This window comes from Chitinophaga sp. W3I9 (genome assembly GCF_050434025.1).
In the GTDB taxonomy this organism is placed as follows: Bacteria; Bacteroidota; Bacteroidia; order Chitinophagales; family Chitinophagaceae; genus Chitinophaga.
This window is the reverse complement of the sequence record NZ_JBNPWC010000001.1, coordinates 3,121,579-3,138,306: the sequence shown is the minus strand read 5'-3', so window position 1 is coordinate 3,138,306 and position 16,728 is coordinate 3,121,579. Positions and strand designations below refer to the sequence as shown.

Annotated in this window: 16 protein-coding genes; 12 read left to right on the top strand and 4 right to left on the bottom strand. The window is 49.1% G+C overall.

What is annotated here, in order from left to right:
• The first annotated feature begins 234 nt into the window (after positions 1-234).
• From QFZ51_RS13080 to QFZ51_RS13070, 3 genes are all read left to right on the top strand, one after another.
• Positions 235-1,023 (top strand): helix-turn-helix domain-containing protein, encoded by a 789-nt coding sequence (locus tag QFZ51_RS13080; protein WP_429046380.1) that lies wholly within the window; start codon positions 235-237, stop codon positions 1,021-1,023.
• Positions 1,024-1,112: 89 nt separating this feature from the next.
• The gene (locus tag QFZ51_RS13075) at positions 1,113-1,532 is read left to right on the top strand and encodes a DoxX family membrane protein (RefSeq protein ID WP_429046379.1); all 420 of its coding nucleotides are present in this window, start codon (positions 1,113-1,115) and stop codon (positions 1,530-1,532) included.
• A gap of 10 nt (positions 1,533-1,542) precedes the next feature.
• Positions 1,543-1,911 (top strand): cupin domain-containing protein, encoded by a 369-nt coding sequence (locus QFZ51_RS13070; protein WP_429046378.1) that lies wholly within the window; start codon positions 1,543-1,545, stop codon positions 1,909-1,911.
• 24 nt (positions 1,912-1,935) lie between these two features.
• Here the strand turns inward: QFZ51_RS13070 and QFZ51_RS13065 are convergent, their stop codons facing one another.
• Both QFZ51_RS13065 and QFZ51_RS13060 read right to left on the bottom strand, forming a co-directional pair.
• Entirely contained in the window at positions 1,936-2,463 is a 528-nt protein-coding gene (locus QFZ51_RS13065; RefSeq protein ID WP_429046377.1) for a DinB family protein, read from the bottom strand.
• A gap of 30 nt (positions 2,464-2,493) precedes the next feature.
• On the bottom strand, positions 2,494-3,258 hold the full coding sequence (locus QFZ51_RS13060) for a DeoR/GlpR family DNA-binding transcription regulator (RefSeq protein ID WP_370911723.1): 765 nt from the start codon (positions 3,256-3,258) through the stop codon (positions 2,494-2,496).
• Between the two features lie 370 nt (positions 3,259-3,628).
• On the opposite strand from QFZ51_RS13060, the gene QFZ51_RS13055 reads away from it, so the two are divergent.
• From QFZ51_RS13055 to QFZ51_RS13020, 8 genes are read left to right on the top strand one after another with little or no spacing between them, the layout of a single operon-like run.
• Positions 3,629-6,859 carry a SusC/RagA family TonB-linked outer membrane protein gene (locus tag QFZ51_RS13055; protein ID WP_429046375.1) on the top strand — a complete coding sequence of 1,077 codons (3,231 nt, stop codon included), beginning with the start codon at positions 3,629-3,631 and terminating at the stop codon, positions 6,857-6,859.
• Positions 6,860-6,866: 7 nt separating this feature from the next.
• Entirely contained in the window at positions 6,867-8,606 is a 1,740-nt protein-coding gene (locus QFZ51_RS13050) for a RagB/SusD family nutrient uptake outer membrane protein (protein ID WP_429046374.1), read from the top strand.
• Positions 8,607-8,637: 31 nt separating this feature from the next.
• Positions 8,638-9,924 carry an MFS transporter gene (locus QFZ51_RS13045; protein ID WP_429046373.1) on the top strand — a complete coding sequence of 429 codons (1,287 nt, stop codon included), beginning with the start codon at positions 8,638-8,640 and terminating at the stop codon, positions 9,922-9,924.
• A gap of 5 nt (positions 9,925-9,929) precedes the next feature.
• Positions 9,930-10,934 (top strand): 2-hydroxyacid dehydrogenase, encoded by a 1,005-nt coding sequence (locus QFZ51_RS13040; RefSeq protein ID WP_429046372.1) that lies wholly within the window; start codon positions 9,930-9,932, stop codon positions 10,932-10,934.
• Positions 10,931-12,376 (top strand): FGGY-family carbohydrate kinase, encoded by a 1,446-nt coding sequence (locus QFZ51_RS13035; RefSeq protein ID WP_429046371.1) that lies wholly within the window; start codon positions 10,931-10,933, stop codon positions 12,374-12,376. The genes QFZ51_RS13040 and QFZ51_RS13035 overlap by 4 nt, the downstream gene beginning before the upstream one ends.
• A gap of 17 nt (positions 12,377-12,393) precedes the next feature.
• Positions 12,394-13,851 carry an FGGY-family carbohydrate kinase gene (locus QFZ51_RS13030; RefSeq protein ID WP_429046369.1) on the top strand — a complete coding sequence of 486 codons (1,458 nt, stop codon included), beginning with the start codon at positions 12,394-12,396 and terminating at the stop codon, positions 13,849-13,851.
• Positions 13,838-14,440 (top strand): histidine phosphatase family protein, encoded by a 603-nt coding sequence (locus QFZ51_RS13025; RefSeq protein WP_429046368.1) that lies wholly within the window; start codon positions 13,838-13,840, stop codon positions 14,438-14,440. Before QFZ51_RS13030 ends, QFZ51_RS13025 begins: the two co-directional genes overlap by 14 nt.
• A 2-nt stretch (positions 14,441-14,442) precedes the next feature.
• Positions 14,443-15,387 carry a glycerophosphodiester phosphodiesterase family protein gene (locus tag QFZ51_RS13020; RefSeq protein WP_429046367.1) on the top strand — a complete coding sequence of 315 codons (945 nt, stop codon included), beginning with the start codon at positions 14,443-14,445 and terminating at the stop codon, positions 15,385-15,387.
• 54 nt (positions 15,388-15,441) lie between these two features.
• On the opposite strand, the gene QFZ51_RS13015 is transcribed toward QFZ51_RS13020, so the two are convergent.
• A complete protein-coding gene (locus tag QFZ51_RS13015; RefSeq protein WP_429046365.1) occupies positions 15,442-15,843 on the bottom strand; it encodes a hypothetical protein in 402 nt (133 codons plus the stop codon).
• A gap of 11 nt (positions 15,844-15,854) precedes the next feature.
• Positions 15,855-16,037, bottom strand: coding sequence for a DUF3606 domain-containing protein (locus tag QFZ51_RS13010; RefSeq protein ID WP_370911713.1), 183 nt, complete (start codon positions 16,035-16,037; stop codon positions 15,855-15,857).
• 228 nt (positions 16,038-16,265) lie between these two features.
• Between QFZ51_RS13010 and QFZ51_RS13005 the strand changes: the two genes are divergently transcribed.
• On the top strand, positions 16,266-16,700 hold the full coding sequence (locus QFZ51_RS13005; RefSeq protein WP_429046364.1) for a hypothetical protein: 435 nt from the start codon (positions 16,266-16,268) through the stop codon (positions 16,698-16,700).
• Positions 16,701-16,728 lie beyond the last annotated feature (28 nt).

The following is a 16,728-nucleotide window of genomic DNA, read 5'->3' as shown; positions in this document are numbered from 1 at the left end:
TCTCCATTCGTTGTGCCGGCAGTTGCCTTCAATTCATTTACATTTTGAAACGTCATTTCTAATTTATTTGTGGGTTTTCAATAAAGAAATTGTCTTTATAAAAATCCACTTCCCATACGCATTGTAAATGCGTATAAAAATATTTACCACCAGAAGCTTTTCAAAAAAGAAATACGCAGATTCCTATTACCGTTTAAAACCCTATCTTCGGTATCACAACCACCCAAACGCAGGATGATTGAAATAAAAAACCTGGACCATAGCCCGCTTCCCGACAAGCCAAGGCGCATCATGAAGTATGTATTGGTGTACTGTACATCAGGAAAGCTCCAGGTACAGGTAGATCATACCGCATTTGACCTGAATCCGGGCGATGTGATCACTATCACCTCCGGACAGATACACTGCATTCAGCCGCTTCAGAATGCCCAAGGATTTGTACTGGAATTTACACTGGACTTTTTCTGCAAAGATGATAAAGATATTGAGCTGATTTTTCATAACGGGCTTTTCTGCCACTTCGCCATGAATGAAGTAATCCCCGTGGATAAAGAGATCGTCGAAACACAACTCACCCTCATCCGGGATGAATTACAGGAGCAGCCTTACCAATACCTTATTTCTGTGCATAGCCGCGTGGAGCTGATACTGGTATCTATCAACCGGGCAAAGGTGAAACGTGGCGATGAAATCTGGAAACCGGAAGCCCTCTTCCTGAGATTCCTGGAAGCAGTAAGGGATAACTTTGAGCATAACTATCCCCTCGCGCAATTTGCCAAACTGCTTGGCACTACCGAAGCAAAGCTCAATGAACTGGCAAAACTCCATGCCGGCAAAACAGCCCAGAACGTGATTTATGGCCTCGTTACCTCTGAAGCAAAACGGCTGCTTACCTATGGCGACCTGTCCGTAAAAGAAGTCGCTTATAAGCTCGGCTTCAACGATCCCTTCTACTTTTCTAACTTCTTCAAAAAACAAACAGAAATCTCCCCAAAACTGTATAAAGAACAATTCTCCCTTTAAATATTACATGCTTTTTGCAGGATTCTCTATTCCCTGGGGTCCCTATAAACCGCACCTTTGTATCAGGTTAACAATTAAACAACTGGTACATGAAATCTTATCAGCACATCGCTTCCCTGCTACTCCGCCTTGCACTGGCAACAGGCTTCTTATCCGCGGTAGCAAGCAGGCTGGGGTTATGGGGGCAACAGTCATCCGGGTGGGGAAAATTCCTGCAGTATACAGCACAGGTAAATTCATTTGCACCGCAAAAACTGGTCACTGCCCTCGCAGTAGCCAGTACCATCCTGGAAACATTATTGGGTATTTTACTGTTGCTGGGGTTCAAAACATCGCTGGCAGCCATCAGCGCCATGATACTCACCCTGCTGTTTGCGCTCACCATGACCTATTCCTTTGGGCTGAAAGAACCCCTGGACTATTCCGTTTTCACCTTCAGCGCAGCCGCTTTCCTTTTAGCAACGATGCCTCCAAGCAAATGGAGCATGGATCAATACTTCACCAAATAAAAACAAGATCATGAATACAGACATCCATCACTACATCACTAAAAGTAACCAGGCTGAATGGCAGCCTCTCGTGGAAAAAAATGTTCACTACAAAGGAATATTCGTGAAGTCGCTCCGGTACGATGAAGCCGCCGGGCGCTCAAAAACCATCCTGCTCAAATTTGAACCCGGTGCGCATTATCCTTATCATAACCATCCAGGAGGTGAAGAGATCTTTGTGCTGAGTGGAGATGCGGTGCTCGAACATGCAACACTGCTGGCAGGCGACTATCTGTACACACCGCCAGGCTTCCGGCACTCCGTTACCAGCAGAACCGGCTGTGTCCTGTTCTTCGTGATCCCTGAAGAAGTAGAGCTTCTTCCCGGTTCAGGCGAATGATAGCTGTTTTGTTCCCCGTTTGTTTTATCCGGGGAACAGTTGTTCGTCAATCCGCTTTTTTTGCCGGAGATGATGTCTCATATGCATCTCTGCAAACTGAAGCCATTCCAATGAACTAAAAAAAAGCAAACCCGGATGTTCGGTTTTTCCGCCTGCCGGTGAGGGATTTGCAGCGTATAAGGTATTCACGGCTTGTTTTACGCGCAACAGGCCCTGCAACAGCTCCTCTTTATTTTGTGGTTGTCTTGAATAAGGGTCGTTGGACGGGTTTTCGACCAACATATCCGGGAAGTCGTTCTTTGCAAACATGACTTTGGCATGTTTATGCATGGCTTTATCATGGTTCACATTGTCCACCAGTGCAGCTTTCATCTGCTCATAAAAAAAGGTGGTATCGGCAATAATGTGCAGGTACACCTGTCCCAGCGACCAGGCGTCTTCCCGGGGTTTGCGGCAAAGCATCTCTAACGTATAGTCGTTGAGGTAAGTAATCCATACTTCAATGGTTTCATTGAAATGCCGGAGTAAAGTAGTGGTGTGATTTGTTTCCATACGGATTGATCTGTGGTGGTGTTAACGGAATTATTCTGCTATAATTACTTTCACGCCGTGCTCCTTCAGCGTTTTCACGGTGTCTGCAGATACCAGGTTATCGGTAATAATATAATCCACCTGTTCAAGGCTGCAGATGCGGCCTATGCCACGGCGGTTAAATTTGGAGCTGTCGGCCATGATGACCACCGTTTGCGCCAGGTTAATCATTTTCATATTGAGGCTCGCCTCTGCCAGGTTTGTAATAGAAAGACCAAATTCCATATCAATCCCATCTACCCCGATAAATAATACCCCGCAGGAAATATCATCCAGCAGCCGCTCTGCAAAGGAACCCGCAGCCGAAGAAGAGGTTTGATGAATGAGGCCGCCAATCTGCAACACATCTACAAAGGGCCGGTTACATAGTTCCAGCGCCACTTTCAGCGCAGGGGTAATTACCGTGATATGTTTCGACGGATGCAGGTAACGGGTCAGCTCAAAGGCGGTGGTGCCGGAGCCAATAATGATGGAATCATTCATCCCGATAAGCGCTTCCGCTGCTTTGGCTATCTTTTTCTTCTCTTCCGTTTTGATAAACTCTTTCTCGTTGATCGGCCGCTCCACCGTATAAGGATTCTGCGTTGATCCGCCTCCTTTGGTACGGTATAATAACTTTTTCTCTTCCAGTAGTTTGAGATCTTTCCGGATGGTTACTCCTGATACCTGCAAGGCATCACTCAGTTCCTGGATATCCACTTTCCCGTTTTCCTGCAATTTCTGCAGGATGAGCTGATGTCTGTCTGTAATATTCATGGAAAGTTGAATTTCTTCTTTATGTTTAAATTTCTTTCATCAAATATAAAATTATTAATCAAGACTCTACTGTCCTTTTCTATACAACAGCCACCATTATAGTTATAACTCCCTGTTAGCCTGGAAATCATCCCGCTTCCCCACACTTAAAAAATATTTAAAAAGATTAAATAGTTTACTTACATTTACTTTAATTTAATTAAATTTTGTTTAATTTTAAAGGTAACATCGATTGCGCAACCGTATGTTCCAACGTTCATGAATTCCACCATCAGTCCGGAAAAGGTCAGACGAATCAACGGGTAACGGATATCAACAAACAATTTCATGTTATAGAAAAAAGGGTCAACCAAAACAAAACAATCCAGTTATGAATCACTTAAGCTGCACAGCTATGTACAAAATGTACATGCTCTGTTTCCTGCTGCTTGCATGGCCGTGTGCATTATCCGGCCAAACGTCCCGGAAAGTACAGGGGCAGGTTACCAACGACAAAGGAGAAATACTGATTGGTGTGAATGTAAGAGTGAAAGGCAGTACTACCGGCGTTACCACCAACACAGAAGGGCGCTACCAGCTGGCCGTACCCGGTAACGAATCTATTCTCCAGTTCTCTTTTGTGGGTTACACCCCGCAGGAACTCCCCGTTGGCAACCGCAACACCATCGACCTCCAACTCACCTCCTCCGCCAAACAATTGCAGGACCTGGTAGTAGTAGGTTATGGAACACAAAAGAAAGTAAACCTCACCGGTGCGGTGGACCAGGTAGGTAGCGAGGTATTTCAAAACCGGCCGCTCACCAGCGTTACCCGTGGTTTACAGGGCGTAATTCCCAATCTCAATATCCGTATGACCGATGGCAAGCCTACCCGCAGCGCTACCTATAATGTACGCGGCACCACCTCCATCGGCGCCGGCGGCAGCGCCCTCATACTCATTGATGGCGTACCAGGAGAACCCTCGCTCCTCAACCCCAACGATATAGAAAGCGTCACCGTGCTGAAAGATGCAGCTGCTGCAGCTATATACGGGTCACGGGGATCGTTCGGCGTTATCCTTATCACCACCAAAAGCCCGGCGAAAGATAAAACCACCCTCAACTACGCCGGCAGCTACTCCATTAACGAACGAACCATCAAACCCAAAATGGTAACTAACGGTTACGAATGGGCCAAAAACTTCGACGACGCATTTACCTCGTGGAACGACTATGCCTCGCACCCGCAAAAAGCAAACTCCGTGTTCCCGTTCTCGTTAGATTACCTCGATGAACTGAAACGCAGAAACGACGATCCGTCCCTGCCTAAAACAGATATCAATCCCACTACCGGCGAATATGTTTACTACGGCAACACCGACTGGCTGAAAGAACTCTATGCAGATAACAATCCATCTATGGAACATAATCTCAGTCTTTCCGGCAGCAGCAAAAACGTGAGCTACTATCTCTCCGGCCGGTACATGGCACAGGATGGGATCTTCCGTTACAACCCGGACAACTTCAAAACCTATAACCTCCGGGCACGCGGCTCCGTACAGGCGTTACCGTGGCTCAAAGTGGAAAATGATCTCAACTTCACACAAACAAATTATTTCTACCCAATATTAAACCATCCCAGTAACACACCCGTGTGGAGAAGAATTTCCGATGAAGCCTTCCCCATCGCCATGCTCCGCAACCCGGATGGCACACTCACCGAAAATGCTTCCATCGTCTTTGGCAGCTTTATCTCCGGTAATAACCAGTCAGAACTGAGTCGCGCGCAGATCCGTAACACCTCCCGCTTTACCGCTACCTTCTTTAAAAATAAAGTACATGTAAACGGCGATCTCACCTTCTGGCGGCTCAACGATGTGGAAACGCGTATATACACGCCCGTGCCCTACAGCAAAAAACCAGGCGTGGCACTGGAACGCGGCGAAAGTAAGATCAACGAAAACGACGATAAAACAAACTATCTCGCCGCCAACGTCTATGCCGATTATGAACATACCTACCGTAAACATTACTTCAAGGTAATGGCCGGCTATAACTATGAAAATTCCCTGCTGAAAAGCAGGTACATCCAGCGGGATGGCATCATCAACAATGAACTGCCTGACTTCTCCCTTACCAACGGGCTCAACTTCACCATGAGAGGCGGCGGTAATGAATGGCGCACACTCGGCGGCTTCTTCCGCATCAACTATAACTTCGATGAACGCTACCTCCTGGAAGTAAACGGCCGGTACGACGGCACCTCCAAATTCCCGCAAACGCAGCAATGGGGCTTCTTCCCATCCGCTTCCGCAGGATGGAGGATCTCCAAAGAAAAGTTCTGGAACATCCCTTATAAAGTGGTATCCGACATGAAGTTGCGGGCATCATATGGCACCCTCGGCAACGGCAATATCGCTCCTTACAAGTTCCTCGAAACCATGAGCGTAACGCAAATGGCCCGTATTCTGAACGGTATCCGGCCCGACTATACGCAGCAACCCAATGTAATCCCCAACGGACTTACCTGGGAAAAGGCCACTACGCTGAATGTCGGCACTGATCTCGCATTGCTCAACAACCGCCTCACGCTCACGGCCGACTGGTACACCCGCAAAACGAAAGATATGTTCACCGACGGATTGCCGCTCCCCGGCGTATTCGGCGCTACCGAACCCAAAGGCAACTATGCCGACCTGGAAACAAAAGGCTGGGAAATATCTATCGGGTGGAGGAATAAAACCAATGGCAGCAAACCATTCAGCTACGATGCCCGACTGGTACTGTCTGATAATAAAAGTGTGATCACCCGCTTCAATAATCCACTCGGCCTCATCAACACCTACTATGAAGGCATGCAGATCGGCGATATCTGGGGATTTGTAAACGACGGTTACTTTAAAGATCAAAATGAAATAGATACCCGTGGCATCGACCAGAGCTTTATCCGCGTATCCGCCGCCAACAAAATATTACCTGGCGATATCAAATTTAAAGATCTTAACAACGATAAAAAGATCAATGAAGGTGCCGGCTCACTCGCTGATCCGGGCGATAAAACAGTTATCGGCAACAGCTCCCCGCGTTACATGTATGGCTTTACCGGCAACATGGAATGGAATAATATCTTCTTCTCCTTTTTCCTGCAAGGTATTGGTAAAAGAGACTTCTGGCCGGGAGCCGATAACTCCCTGTTCTGGGGCGCTTATAACCGCCCTTACAGCTGGCAGCCGGTGGATGTGGTGAACAATGTATGGTCGGAAGAAAAGCCCGACGCCTACTTCCCGCGCATGCGTGGCTACACCGCGCTAAACTCCCGCGCCGAACTACAGGTAACACAATCCAAATACTTACAGAACGCAGCTTACCTGCGTCTCAAAAATATTACACTGGGATATAACCTCCCCGCATCACTGGTGAACAAAGCCGGTATGGCCAATGCGCGCATTTACGTAACCGGCCAGAACCTGTGGACCTGGAGCCCGATGTACAAGTACGTGAAAACAATGGACCCGGAAGTTATTGAAGGCTCAGATCCTGAGCTGAACGATGGCTCCGGAAACGGGATGAGTTATCCTATGCTGAAAACCTACACTATAGGGATCAATGTAACATTCAAATAAAATGATCATGAAAAATATTCTCTTCCTGGTTGCCGGAATGATGATCATGAGTGCATGTAACCGTGATCTGAACCTGAAACCATTTGATAAGCTGTCGCCTGAAAATGCTTTTAATACCGAAAAGGACCTGCAGTTATACGCCAACTCCTTTTACCTGGATTTGCCCGATGGCAGTGATATTGTGAGGGGAGATGCCCTGAGCGATTACCTGGTGGGCAGAACCCTGTCCAACTACATTTACGGCGCCTTTGGCCCCACCGAAGCCACTGGCTGGAGCTGGAGCGCACTGCGCAAAATCAACTACTTCCTGGAACACGCCGGCAACGCAAAAATTACAGACGAAGCCAAAGAACATTACATAGGTCTCGCCCGCTTTTTCCGCGCCTGGTTTTATTTCAATAAAGTAAAACAATTCGGCGATGTGCCCTGGTACGATAAAAGCCTCGCTGCGGACGATCCGGATCTTTACAAAGGCCGCGATCCACGCACGCTTGTAATGGACAACGTGCTCGCCGATCTCGACTATGCGTGTAGCCATATCCGTAATACCAAAGATAACGGCGCATCACAGGTAACAAGATGGGTAGCCCTTGCCTTTAAATCAAGGGTATGTCTTTTTGAAGGCACCATCCGCAAATATCATCCGAAACTGAAGCTTGCCGGCACGGCGAACGACTGGCTCGACAAAGCCATTGACGCCGCCAACCAGGTGATCAAAGGAAACCAGTATAAACTGCTGACTACCGGCTCCACCGATCAAAATTACCGCAACCTGTTTATCAATGAAACACCCAACAGCACAGAAGTACTGCTGGCGGCTGTTAACAATAAAAGTCTCCGGGTATTCAACGATGCCAACTGGTACTGGACCAGCGCCACTTACGGCGGCCGGTACAGCTTCATCAAAACTTTTATCAACACCTATTTAAATACAGATGGCACGCCTTTCACCACGCAAGCGGATTATGATAAAATCCCTTTTGCACAGGAAGTAAAGAACCGCGACCTCCGCCTGAAACAAAGCATCCGCATGGGTAACTATTCCCGCGATGGTGTGGTAACGCCGCCCGACTTTACGTATACCTATACGGGTTATATGCCTATCAAACTGGCGGTGGATGCGAAAGCGACCGATGGTGTGGCAGAAAACTTTAACTCCCTGCCACTGATCCGGTATGCAGAAGTATTGCTGAACTATGCGGAAGCAAAAGCAGAGCGTGGCAACTTTACTACGGAAGACTGGAACCTCACCATTGCTCCGCTGCGGCAGCGTGCGGGCATCACCGTTACCACGCCGCCGGTTACAGCAGATACATATCTTCAGCAACATTATTTTCCTGGTATAAATGATCCCGTACTGCTGGAAATACGCCGGGAGAGAGGCATTGAGCTGGCCCTGGAAGGATTCCGCTACGATGATCTGAAGCGCTGGCATCTCGGCAACCTGCTCACCATGCCCTATGATGGCATGTATGTACCCTCCCTCAACACATTGATGGATCTGAATGAAGATGGGAAAATGGATGTTTGTTTTGTAGAGAAAATCCCGGCGACAAAAGTACCGGGCGTATATTATTTCCTGATAGACAAAGTACAGTTCAAGCTCAGCAACGGTACCAGCGGCAATCTGCAACTGTTTGATAACCTGGTGCGCAAATACGAAGACCGCAAATACTTCTATCCCATTCCATACAACGAAATCATCTTAAACGGCAACTTAATCCAGGACCCGGAGTGGGCAAATTAAATAAAACGAAAAACCTTAAATAAGCAACCGTATGTTATCAGGTAACAATTCCACAGTAAACAAAACATTCTTCGAAAAGGCCGGACTGCCCCGGCAGCTGTTCTTTGGCTACATCGGCATCATGATATTCATGATGGGTGATGGTATTGAACAGGGATGGCTAAGCCCATACCTGGTATCACATGGCATGTCGGTGCAGCAGTCGGCCACCCTGTTTACGGTCTATGGCATCACCATCGCCATCTCCGCCTGGTTTTCCGGCGTACTGGCAGAAGGCTACGGCGTAAAGCGCACCATGTTCACAGGTTTGATCCTCTACATTCTCGGCACCATCGGGTTCGTCGGATACGGCATGCCGGGGCTCAACTACCCGCTGATGCTGCTCTTCTACGCATTACGTGGATTTGGTTATCCTTTGTTCGCCTACTCCTTCCTGGTATGGATCGCCTACAGCAGTCCGCGGCAGCAACTGGGTCGCGCTGTAGGCTGGTTCTGGTTTGTATTCACCGGCGGACTCAATGTACTCGGCGCGTACTATTCCAGCTGGGCCATTACCCGCTTCGGGCACCTCAATACTTTATGGACCTCAGTTTTCTGGGCGCTGCTGGGCGCACTGTTTGCACTGGTACTGAATAAAGGAAGTATTAAGAAAGAAACTGCCGGCGGCTCGCAGGTAAAAGAACTGATCAAGGGGCTCACCATTGTGAAAGAAGAACCCAAAGTATTATTGGGCGGTATTGTGCGCATCATTAATACCACGGCGCAATTTGCCTTCCCGGTATTCCTGCCGATGTATATGGCGAAACATGGCTACGAAACCACGCAATGGCTGCAGATCTGGGGAACCATCTTTACCGCCAATATCATCTTCAACCTCATCTTTGGCTTTGTGGGCGATCGCATGGGATGGCGTAATACTATCATGTGGTTCGGCGGCGTAGGATGTGCAGCCACTACCCTGCTGTTTTATTACGCACCACAGATATGGGAAGGCAATTTCTGGATGGTCATGACGGCCGGCATACTTTGGGGCGCCTGCCTGGCGGGCTACGTACCCCTGTCGGCGTTAGTACCTTCCCTGGTGAAAAAAGACAAAGGTGCGGCAATGGCTATTCTGAACCTCGGCGCCGGCTTACCTGTTTTCGTGGGCCCTGCAATTGTAGGATTATTTATCGGCAGCGCAGGCGATGCAGGCGTTATCTGGATCCTGGCGGCCCTTTACCTGGTAAGCGCCGTCATCACCCGGTTTATCACCCTGCCGGACAATGCAAAAACATCTCATCATTACAGCAATACAACGGAAACCATACAATTATAATACACATGAAAATCTTAATCACTGCCCCTTATCATGAGCAGGGGCTGGAAACATTACAGCGGCAGTTCGGAGAAATTATTTACCGGTCGTGGAAGCCTCATGGAAGGGCATACAATGAAGACGAGCTGCTGGCCATGCTTTCAGACACGCAGGCCGAAGCGCTGATAACAGAGCACGATCACGTTACTGCAAAAGTAATAGCCGCCAATCCCCAGCTGCAGTTTATCGGCGTATGCCGCGGCACACCGTCCAACGTGGCAGTGAGCAAAGCCACTGAAATGGGAATTCCGGTATTCTTCACACCTGCCCGTAATGCGCAGGCAGTAGCAGAACTGTTTATTTCCAATGTGATCATGCTGTTGCGTAATACCATCCCCGGCATCAACTGGCTGAAAGGCCGCAACTGGCAGGCAGGCGCGCACGACTCCTACCTGCACTTCAAAGGCAATGAGCTGGCAGGCAAAACTATTGGCATGGTTGGCTTTGGCGCTATCGGCCAGCTGATTGCAAAGCTGGTAAAAGAATATCCCTGCCCCATCCAGTTCTTCGATCCGTATGTGGCCGAATACAACAGTGATTACCGGAAAACCAGCCTGGAAGATTTGTTTGCTACCAGCGATATCGTATCCATCCACCTGCCGGTTACCGCAGAAACAAAAGGGATGATCAACGGCCGGCTCCTGAAAATGATGAAAAAAGAGGCCATATTTATCAATACCGCCAGGGCTTCGGTCGTGCAACGGGAAGACCTGCTGGAAGTACTGGAAAAAAAATCGATCCGGGGGGCTATCTTAGATGTTTTCGATCATGAACCACCGGACGAACTGGATTACAGGATCATTGACCTTCCACAGGTAATTGCCACCCCGCACATTGCGGGCGCCACCTTTGAAGTGGAAGATCACCACGTTGAAATTATGAACAGGGCCTTGCTGCAGTGGTATGCACATGCCAACAGGCACATAGCCGAATTAGCCAACAAAGACATACTTAAAGTTCATTTCCAATGACAACACAGAACACCTACATCATTGTGGACATAGGCACCGGAAACGTAAGGGTGGCAGCAGCTTCCCCGCAGGGACAGGTATTAAGCGTTGCCCGGGAAGACATACATTACATCAAAGATCCGTTGTACCCGGATGCCCTGTATTTTGAGCCTACTCAGCTATGGCTTCAGGTAAAGCGTTTAGCCGTGCAGGTACTCTCCGGTATCCCCGGCACGGTGGTAAAAGCCATTACGGCTACCAGTCAGCGCGAAGGTATTGTGCTGTTATCCGCCACCGGCGAATCGCTGACCGGGTTGCCCAATATCGACCACCGTGGCCGGGAATGGGAAAACACCATTGCCGATAAAAGCAGGGTGTACCAGCTGACAGGGCGTTATCCTACCTCCCTGTTTTCTGCCCTGAAACTGGTGGGCATCCGTGAGCGCAGGCCGGAACTGTGGCAGCAATGCAGCACGTTCCTCAGCATCAGCAACTGGATAGAATTTATGTTCAGCGGTGTAGCGCGGTATGAGCATTCACAGGCATCGGAAACATTGTTGTATGATGTAGCGCAAAAACAATGGTCGGCTGAGTTATGCGAAGTTTTTGCACTGGATGCCGCATTGCTGCCGCCGCTCGCAGACTCCGCGACTATACTGGGAAATATCCTTCCTGGAGTAGCACAGGAACTGGGGCTGTCTGCCACCGTGAAAATAGTAGCCGGTGGCGGCGATACGCAACTTGCCATCAAAAGCACGCGACCGGCGGTAGACGATGTAGTGATTGTTTCAGGCACTACCACTCCTATTGTGAAGATAACAGGCACCTATACACTGGATGCGGAAGAAAGGACCTGGACAAGCCGTGATATAGAACCGGGACGCTTTGTATTTGAAGCCAATGCCGGTGTAACCGGGCTAAACTATCAGCGGCTGAAAGAAATTTTTTATCCTAATGAAGATTATGAAGTGATTGAAAAAGAGCTGGAAGAAAACACCCATACGTTTTGCATGGCCTCCCTGGGATCGTTGCTGGCTGATGAAGAAGTGTCCCTTACCCGCGGTGGCTTTATTTTTCCCGCGCCGGTATCGCACCTGCTCACCCGCGGCTCCTTTGTATGGGCTACCATCCTGGACATTGCCTGCTCCATCGTTAAAAACTACCGGATACTGGCTGCTACTGCCGGTCATGATCCAGATTATATCTGGGCCTGTGGCGGCGGACTGCAAAGCCGGGTGCTGCGGCAACTCATCGCCAATCTCACGGGGAAAAAGGTACAGATCAGGAAAGAATACCAGCAATCATCTGCCGTTGGCGGCGCGTTGATCTGCAATGAAGCGCTGCAGGTAAATGCAGTAATGGAGGATGCTACCGAAGTAATCCATCCTGTTGATACTGCCTATTACAGCACATTGTATGCTGAATGGGAAAAAACCCGGCATTATTTCCGGGGCATGAACTAACTACTTAAAATTCGATTATGGCAACAGCTTGTTTCATAGGCATCGACGTAGGTACACAAGGCGCCAGGGTGGTATTAATGGATGCCACCGGCAACCTGCTGGGCAGCCGGGAGGAACATTTCCCGTTGCATGAAAAAATGCGGGAGGAGCAGTCGCCCACCGGCTGGTGGGATGCCTGCCTTGCGTGTTTGCATCAACTCCTGCAGGACGCCTCCGTGCAGCCGCACCGGCCACTTATCAGGGCCATAGCCGTTACTTCTACGTCCGGTACCATCGTACCCGTTGACCGCCGGCACCGGCCACTGCATAACGCCCTGATGTACAGCGACGGCAGGCAGGTGGAGACCGGGAAGCTTTGCCGGGAGACCGCTCTCCGGTATCACCCGCATGGCTATACGTCGTTTAATACTTCCAGTGGACTATCGAAAATGTGCTGGTTTGTACAACAATATCCGGAAGCAGCCCAACAACTTTATAAGTTCATTCATGCGGCCGACTATATCACCGGGCAGCTCAGCGGCCGCTTTGATATAACCGACGCCACCAACGCACTGAAATCGGGATATGATGTGCAGGCGCAGGAGTGGCCTTCCTATCTCTGGGAGCACCTGCCCCTGCAACAATCGTGGCTGCCAGAAGTAGTGCCTGCGGGTACTCCGTTGGGAAAGATACAACCCGGTGTGGCAGCCCTCCTCCACCTGCCGGAAGACGTGACCATTGTAGCTGGTATGACAGATGGCTGTGCCTCGCAGATTGCGGCGGGCGCCGTTTGCCCCGGCGACTGGAACACCACCATTGGTACCACCCTGGTGGTGAAAGGAGTAACTACCCGGTATATCGATGATCCTTCCGGTGCATTGTATTGTCACCGGCACCCGGAAGGATACTGGATGCCGGGGGGCGCCAGCAATACCGGGGCGGACTGGGTATCTCAAAAATTCCCTGGTGATCTTACGATGCTGAATGAGCAGGCGTTGCGGATCATACCCACCGGCCACCTCTCCTGGCCGCTGCTGCAACACGGAGAAAGGTTTCCGTTCGTGGCGCCGCAGGCACGCGGGTTTGAAGCCGCGGAGCTTTCTGCCGTTGAAAGCTATGCCGCCGGCATGGAAGGTGTGGCTTATATAGAACGCTACGCCTACCAGATGATCCGGCAGTTAAGCGGTGAAGCGGTGGAAAAGATTTATACCGCAGGCGGCGCCAGCAACAGCCGCGCATGGCTCACCATCCGCAGCAATGTGCTCAACCTGCCCATCATTAAAATGAAACACGTAAGCGGCGCTGCCGGTGCGGCTATCCTGGCGGCGTCCAAAACATGGTACCACACCGTTATGGAGGCAACAGCTGCAATGACCCAGGTAGCGGAAGAGATACTGCCTTCGCCATCTCCCGTAAAAACCTACGATGCCAGCTACCTGAAATTTATACAACTGCTGAAAGAAAAAGGATATATTTCAACTTATGAACATGCTTAATATTTACCTGTTAAGACACGGACAAACCGCCTGGAACGCCGATAATAACCGCTACTGCGGCAGGTCCGACATTGCCCTTACGGCAAAAGGCATCGGCCAGGCAGAAGCCGTGCGGGAACAACTGAAAGGAATTAACTTTGCCGGCGTATATTCTTCCCCGTTAGAGCGGGCATATCAGACCGCGCGCATCGCCGGCGGAATGGATGTTATTAAAGATAACCGTCTTATTGAAGCTGATTTTGGTAACTGGGAAAAGAAAACAAAGGAAGAATTTATTGCCGAAGATCCGCAGCTGTGGCATAACTGGATGGACGACCCAGGTCAGCACCGCGCCGGTGGCACCGGCGAAACCGGCAGCGAAATCGTTGCCCGTGTGGATGAATTTTTCCATGACCTGCTACAGCAACATGACCATGGAAACATTCTTGTAGCAGCGCATAATGGTGTAAACCGCCTGTACCTGGCGTATAAGCTGGGCATGCCGCTGAAAAATTACCGGATGCTGGTGCAGGACAATGCCTCTGTTACAGTATTTAACCTGTCGGCTCACGAACCTTTTACATTACAACACCTCAATGCAAAATTCTGATCATGATAAAAGTTATTGCCAGAACCTTACTGCTGACAGGCGCGTATCTTACCTGCCAGCTTAACACACAGGCTCAATCACCTGAACTGAATGTGCTGAACATCCGCAACAGCCAGGATCTGCAGGCATTCTTTAAGTATACCGGGAAAGATATTCCCTTTATCAGCGGGCATCGTGGCGGTGTAAACAAAGGCTTCCCGGAAAACAGTATCGAAGCGTTTGAAAATACCCTGCGGCATACGCCCGCCACTTTTGAAATTGATCCCCGGCTTACAAAAGACAGCGCCATTGTACTCATGCACGATGCAACACTGGACCGCACCACCACCGGCAAAGGAAAAATTTCCGATTATACACTGGCGGAACTTAAACAGTTCCAGCTAAAAGATGTGGAAGGAAATATCACCAATTTCCGCATTCCCACCCTGCAGGAGGCAATTGTGTGGAGCAAGGGGAAAACAGTGCTCATCCTGGATAAAAAAGATGTGCCTTTTGAGATGACCGCAAAAATCATTAAAGACAATCATGCCGAAGGAAACGTAATGGTAACGGTACATACCGCGGAAGAAGCCCGCTGGTACCACAGCCGCAATAAGGATATTGTATTCGAAGCATTTGTAAAAACACAGCAGGCGTTGGAAGAATACGAGGCCGCTAAAATTCCGTGGTCGCATATCATGGCGTATGTAGGTCCGGATAACAAACCGGCGCTGAAGGAACTTTACCAGCAATTAAACAAGCGTGGTGTGATGTGTATGATATCCACGGCGCCCACCTACGATAAGCTTCCTTCTTCCGCCGATCGCAGTGCCGCTTACCAGGCGATTATCCGCGATGGCGCCAGTCTTATTGAAGCCGACCGCTCCATAGAAGCCGCAGCGGCCATCCTGCCATTGGTTCCGGTGCATAGCGCCAAAAAGAAATTCTTCGGTAAAAAAAGTATTTAAAATACAAAAGCGTCTTACAATATAACTGTAAGACGCTTGTTTTATACGGCAAACTTATGGGGTCTTCATCCGTTTTAAAACGATTGCCTTTCTTCGCTTCCAGCCGGTAATCACCGGGTCTTCATTTGTTAATTTCCCTTTGGCATCTATTTGTCCCAGGCTTTTTGCCAGTGCCTGGCTTAGCTTCGCCGCCTTCCGGTGCGCTTTCATCCAGGTAGTCCTGGTTTGATGCACATTATCTTCCAAAGATTTTATCCCTTTGTTAATTGTTTCTAATTCTTTTTTATACGCTTTCTGCTTCCGGTAAATGATCATTAACCGGTTATAGGCAGCAATGGTCAGCGGATCATTGGAAAGCGCTTCGTTATACAAGGCAATAGCGCCTGGCAGGTCGTCTTCCGCCTCCAGTTGCCTCGCCTGTTCCAATAAGCTCTTATGGGAAATTTTATCCGCCATGCAACGGGTTATTAATGACCATTCAGATATTTGATCACATCGCTTCTCATCGGCCCTGCTTTTTTGATGGCGTCTTTAATTTCCTGGTGGGTTTTAGATGGAAACTGCTGATGCAGGTATTCCACTTCTGAAGGGTCCTGGCTATCTACCCGGATATCATCCTGCTTGCCAACGTTTTTTTTATCGTCTGCCATAACAATGAAATTTAGGTGAAGAACTAATTACTTTTCCTTTTCAGTTGCCGCAAATTATATGCCCTGACCGATAACAGGTGTGGGACAGAAAAGCGGTGCGGAATTGCAGAAACTGCTCCCCAAAATGTAGCGGCCGTACATCGTAAAACCGGTTTCAAAGAAGGCTGCAACGTGTTCGCATTAATAGGATTATTATTTGATAAAAGGCTGCTATACAAACCAGGTTTTATGAAAGCGATCGCTGCGGGCCTATTTGGTACTTTATTAATGACAGGCGCATTATATCTTCTCACCGCCATTACCGGTAAAAATTATAAAGTGGTGGGAGTGCTTGCTACTATGGTTACTAATCATACAACACCGGATAAGGGTTTAACCCGGAAGCCGGCAGACCTCTTAACCGGCATCATGCTGCATTACCTCATAGGTGTGTTTTTCGCCATTATTTACTTTTACCTGTGGCAGGCCGGCATAGGACGTCCTACCTTGTCCTGGAGTATCGTATTTGGGTTACTGAACGGTATTTTCGCGATGGGGTTCTGGTTTACTTTTATCCGTCTCCACCCGCGGCCGCCTGCCATCCCGGTGATGTCGTATGTGATGGCGGTTGGCCTGTCGCATGTATTATTCAGTATAGGCGTGCTCATTGTTTATACGCTATAACCCAGGCAGGGAAAAGCATTGGCGTGCT

What these genes read in the sequence shown, in the direction of transcription:
- QFZ51_RS13080 (WP_429046380.1), top strand. Translation starts at nt 235, where the DNA reads ATGATTGAAATAAAAAACCTGGACCATAGCCCGCTTCCCGACAAGCCA.
- QFZ51_RS13075 (WP_429046379.1), top strand. Translation starts at nt 1,113, where the DNA reads ATGAAATCTTATCAGCACATCGCTTCCCTGCTACTCCGCCTTGCACTG.
- QFZ51_RS13070 (WP_429046378.1), top strand. Translation starts at nt 1,543, where the DNA reads ATGAATACAGACATCCATCACTACATCACTAAAAGTAACCAGGCTGAA.
- QFZ51_RS13065 (WP_429046377.1), bottom strand. Translation starts at nt 2,463, where the DNA reads ATGGAAACAAATCACACCACTACTTTACTCCGGCATTTCAATGAAACC.
- QFZ51_RS13060 (WP_370911723.1), bottom strand. Translation starts at nt 3,258, where the DNA reads ATGAATATTACAGACAGACATCAGCTCATCCTGCAGAAATTGCAGGAA.
- QFZ51_RS13055 (WP_429046375.1), top strand. Translation starts at nt 3,629, where the DNA reads ATGAATCACTTAAGCTGCACAGCTATGTACAAAATGTACATGCTCTGT.
- QFZ51_RS13050 (WP_429046374.1), top strand. Translation starts at nt 6,867, where the DNA reads ATGAAAAATATTCTCTTCCTGGTTGCCGGAATGATGATCATGAGTGCA.
- QFZ51_RS13045 (WP_429046373.1), top strand. Translation starts at nt 8,638, where the DNA reads ATGTTATCAGGTAACAATTCCACAGTAAACAAAACATTCTTCGAAAAG.
- QFZ51_RS13040 (WP_429046372.1), top strand. Translation starts at nt 9,930, where the DNA reads ATGAAAATCTTAATCACTGCCCCTTATCATGAGCAGGGGCTGGAAACA.
- QFZ51_RS13035 (WP_429046371.1), top strand. Translation starts at nt 10,931, where the DNA reads ATGACAACACAGAACACCTACATCATTGTGGACATAGGCACCGGAAAC.
- QFZ51_RS13030 (WP_429046369.1), top strand. Translation starts at nt 12,394, where the DNA reads ATGGCAACAGCTTGTTTCATAGGCATCGACGTAGGTACACAAGGCGCC.
- QFZ51_RS13025 (WP_429046368.1), top strand. Translation starts at nt 13,838, where the DNA reads ATGAACATGCTTAATATTTACCTGTTAAGACACGGACAAACCGCCTGG.
- QFZ51_RS13020 (WP_429046367.1), top strand. Translation starts at nt 14,443, where the DNA reads ATGATAAAAGTTATTGCCAGAACCTTACTGCTGACAGGCGCGTATCTT.
- QFZ51_RS13015 (WP_429046365.1), bottom strand. Translation starts at nt 15,843, where the DNA reads ATGGCGGATAAAATTTCCCATAAGAGCTTATTGGAACAGGCGAGGCAA.
- QFZ51_RS13010 (WP_370911713.1), bottom strand. Translation starts at nt 16,037, where the DNA reads ATGGCAGACGATAAAAAAAACGTTGGCAAGCAGGATGATATCCGGGTA.
- QFZ51_RS13005 (WP_429046364.1), top strand. Translation starts at nt 16,266, where the DNA reads ATGAAAGCGATCGCTGCGGGCCTATTTGGTACTTTATTAATGACAGGC.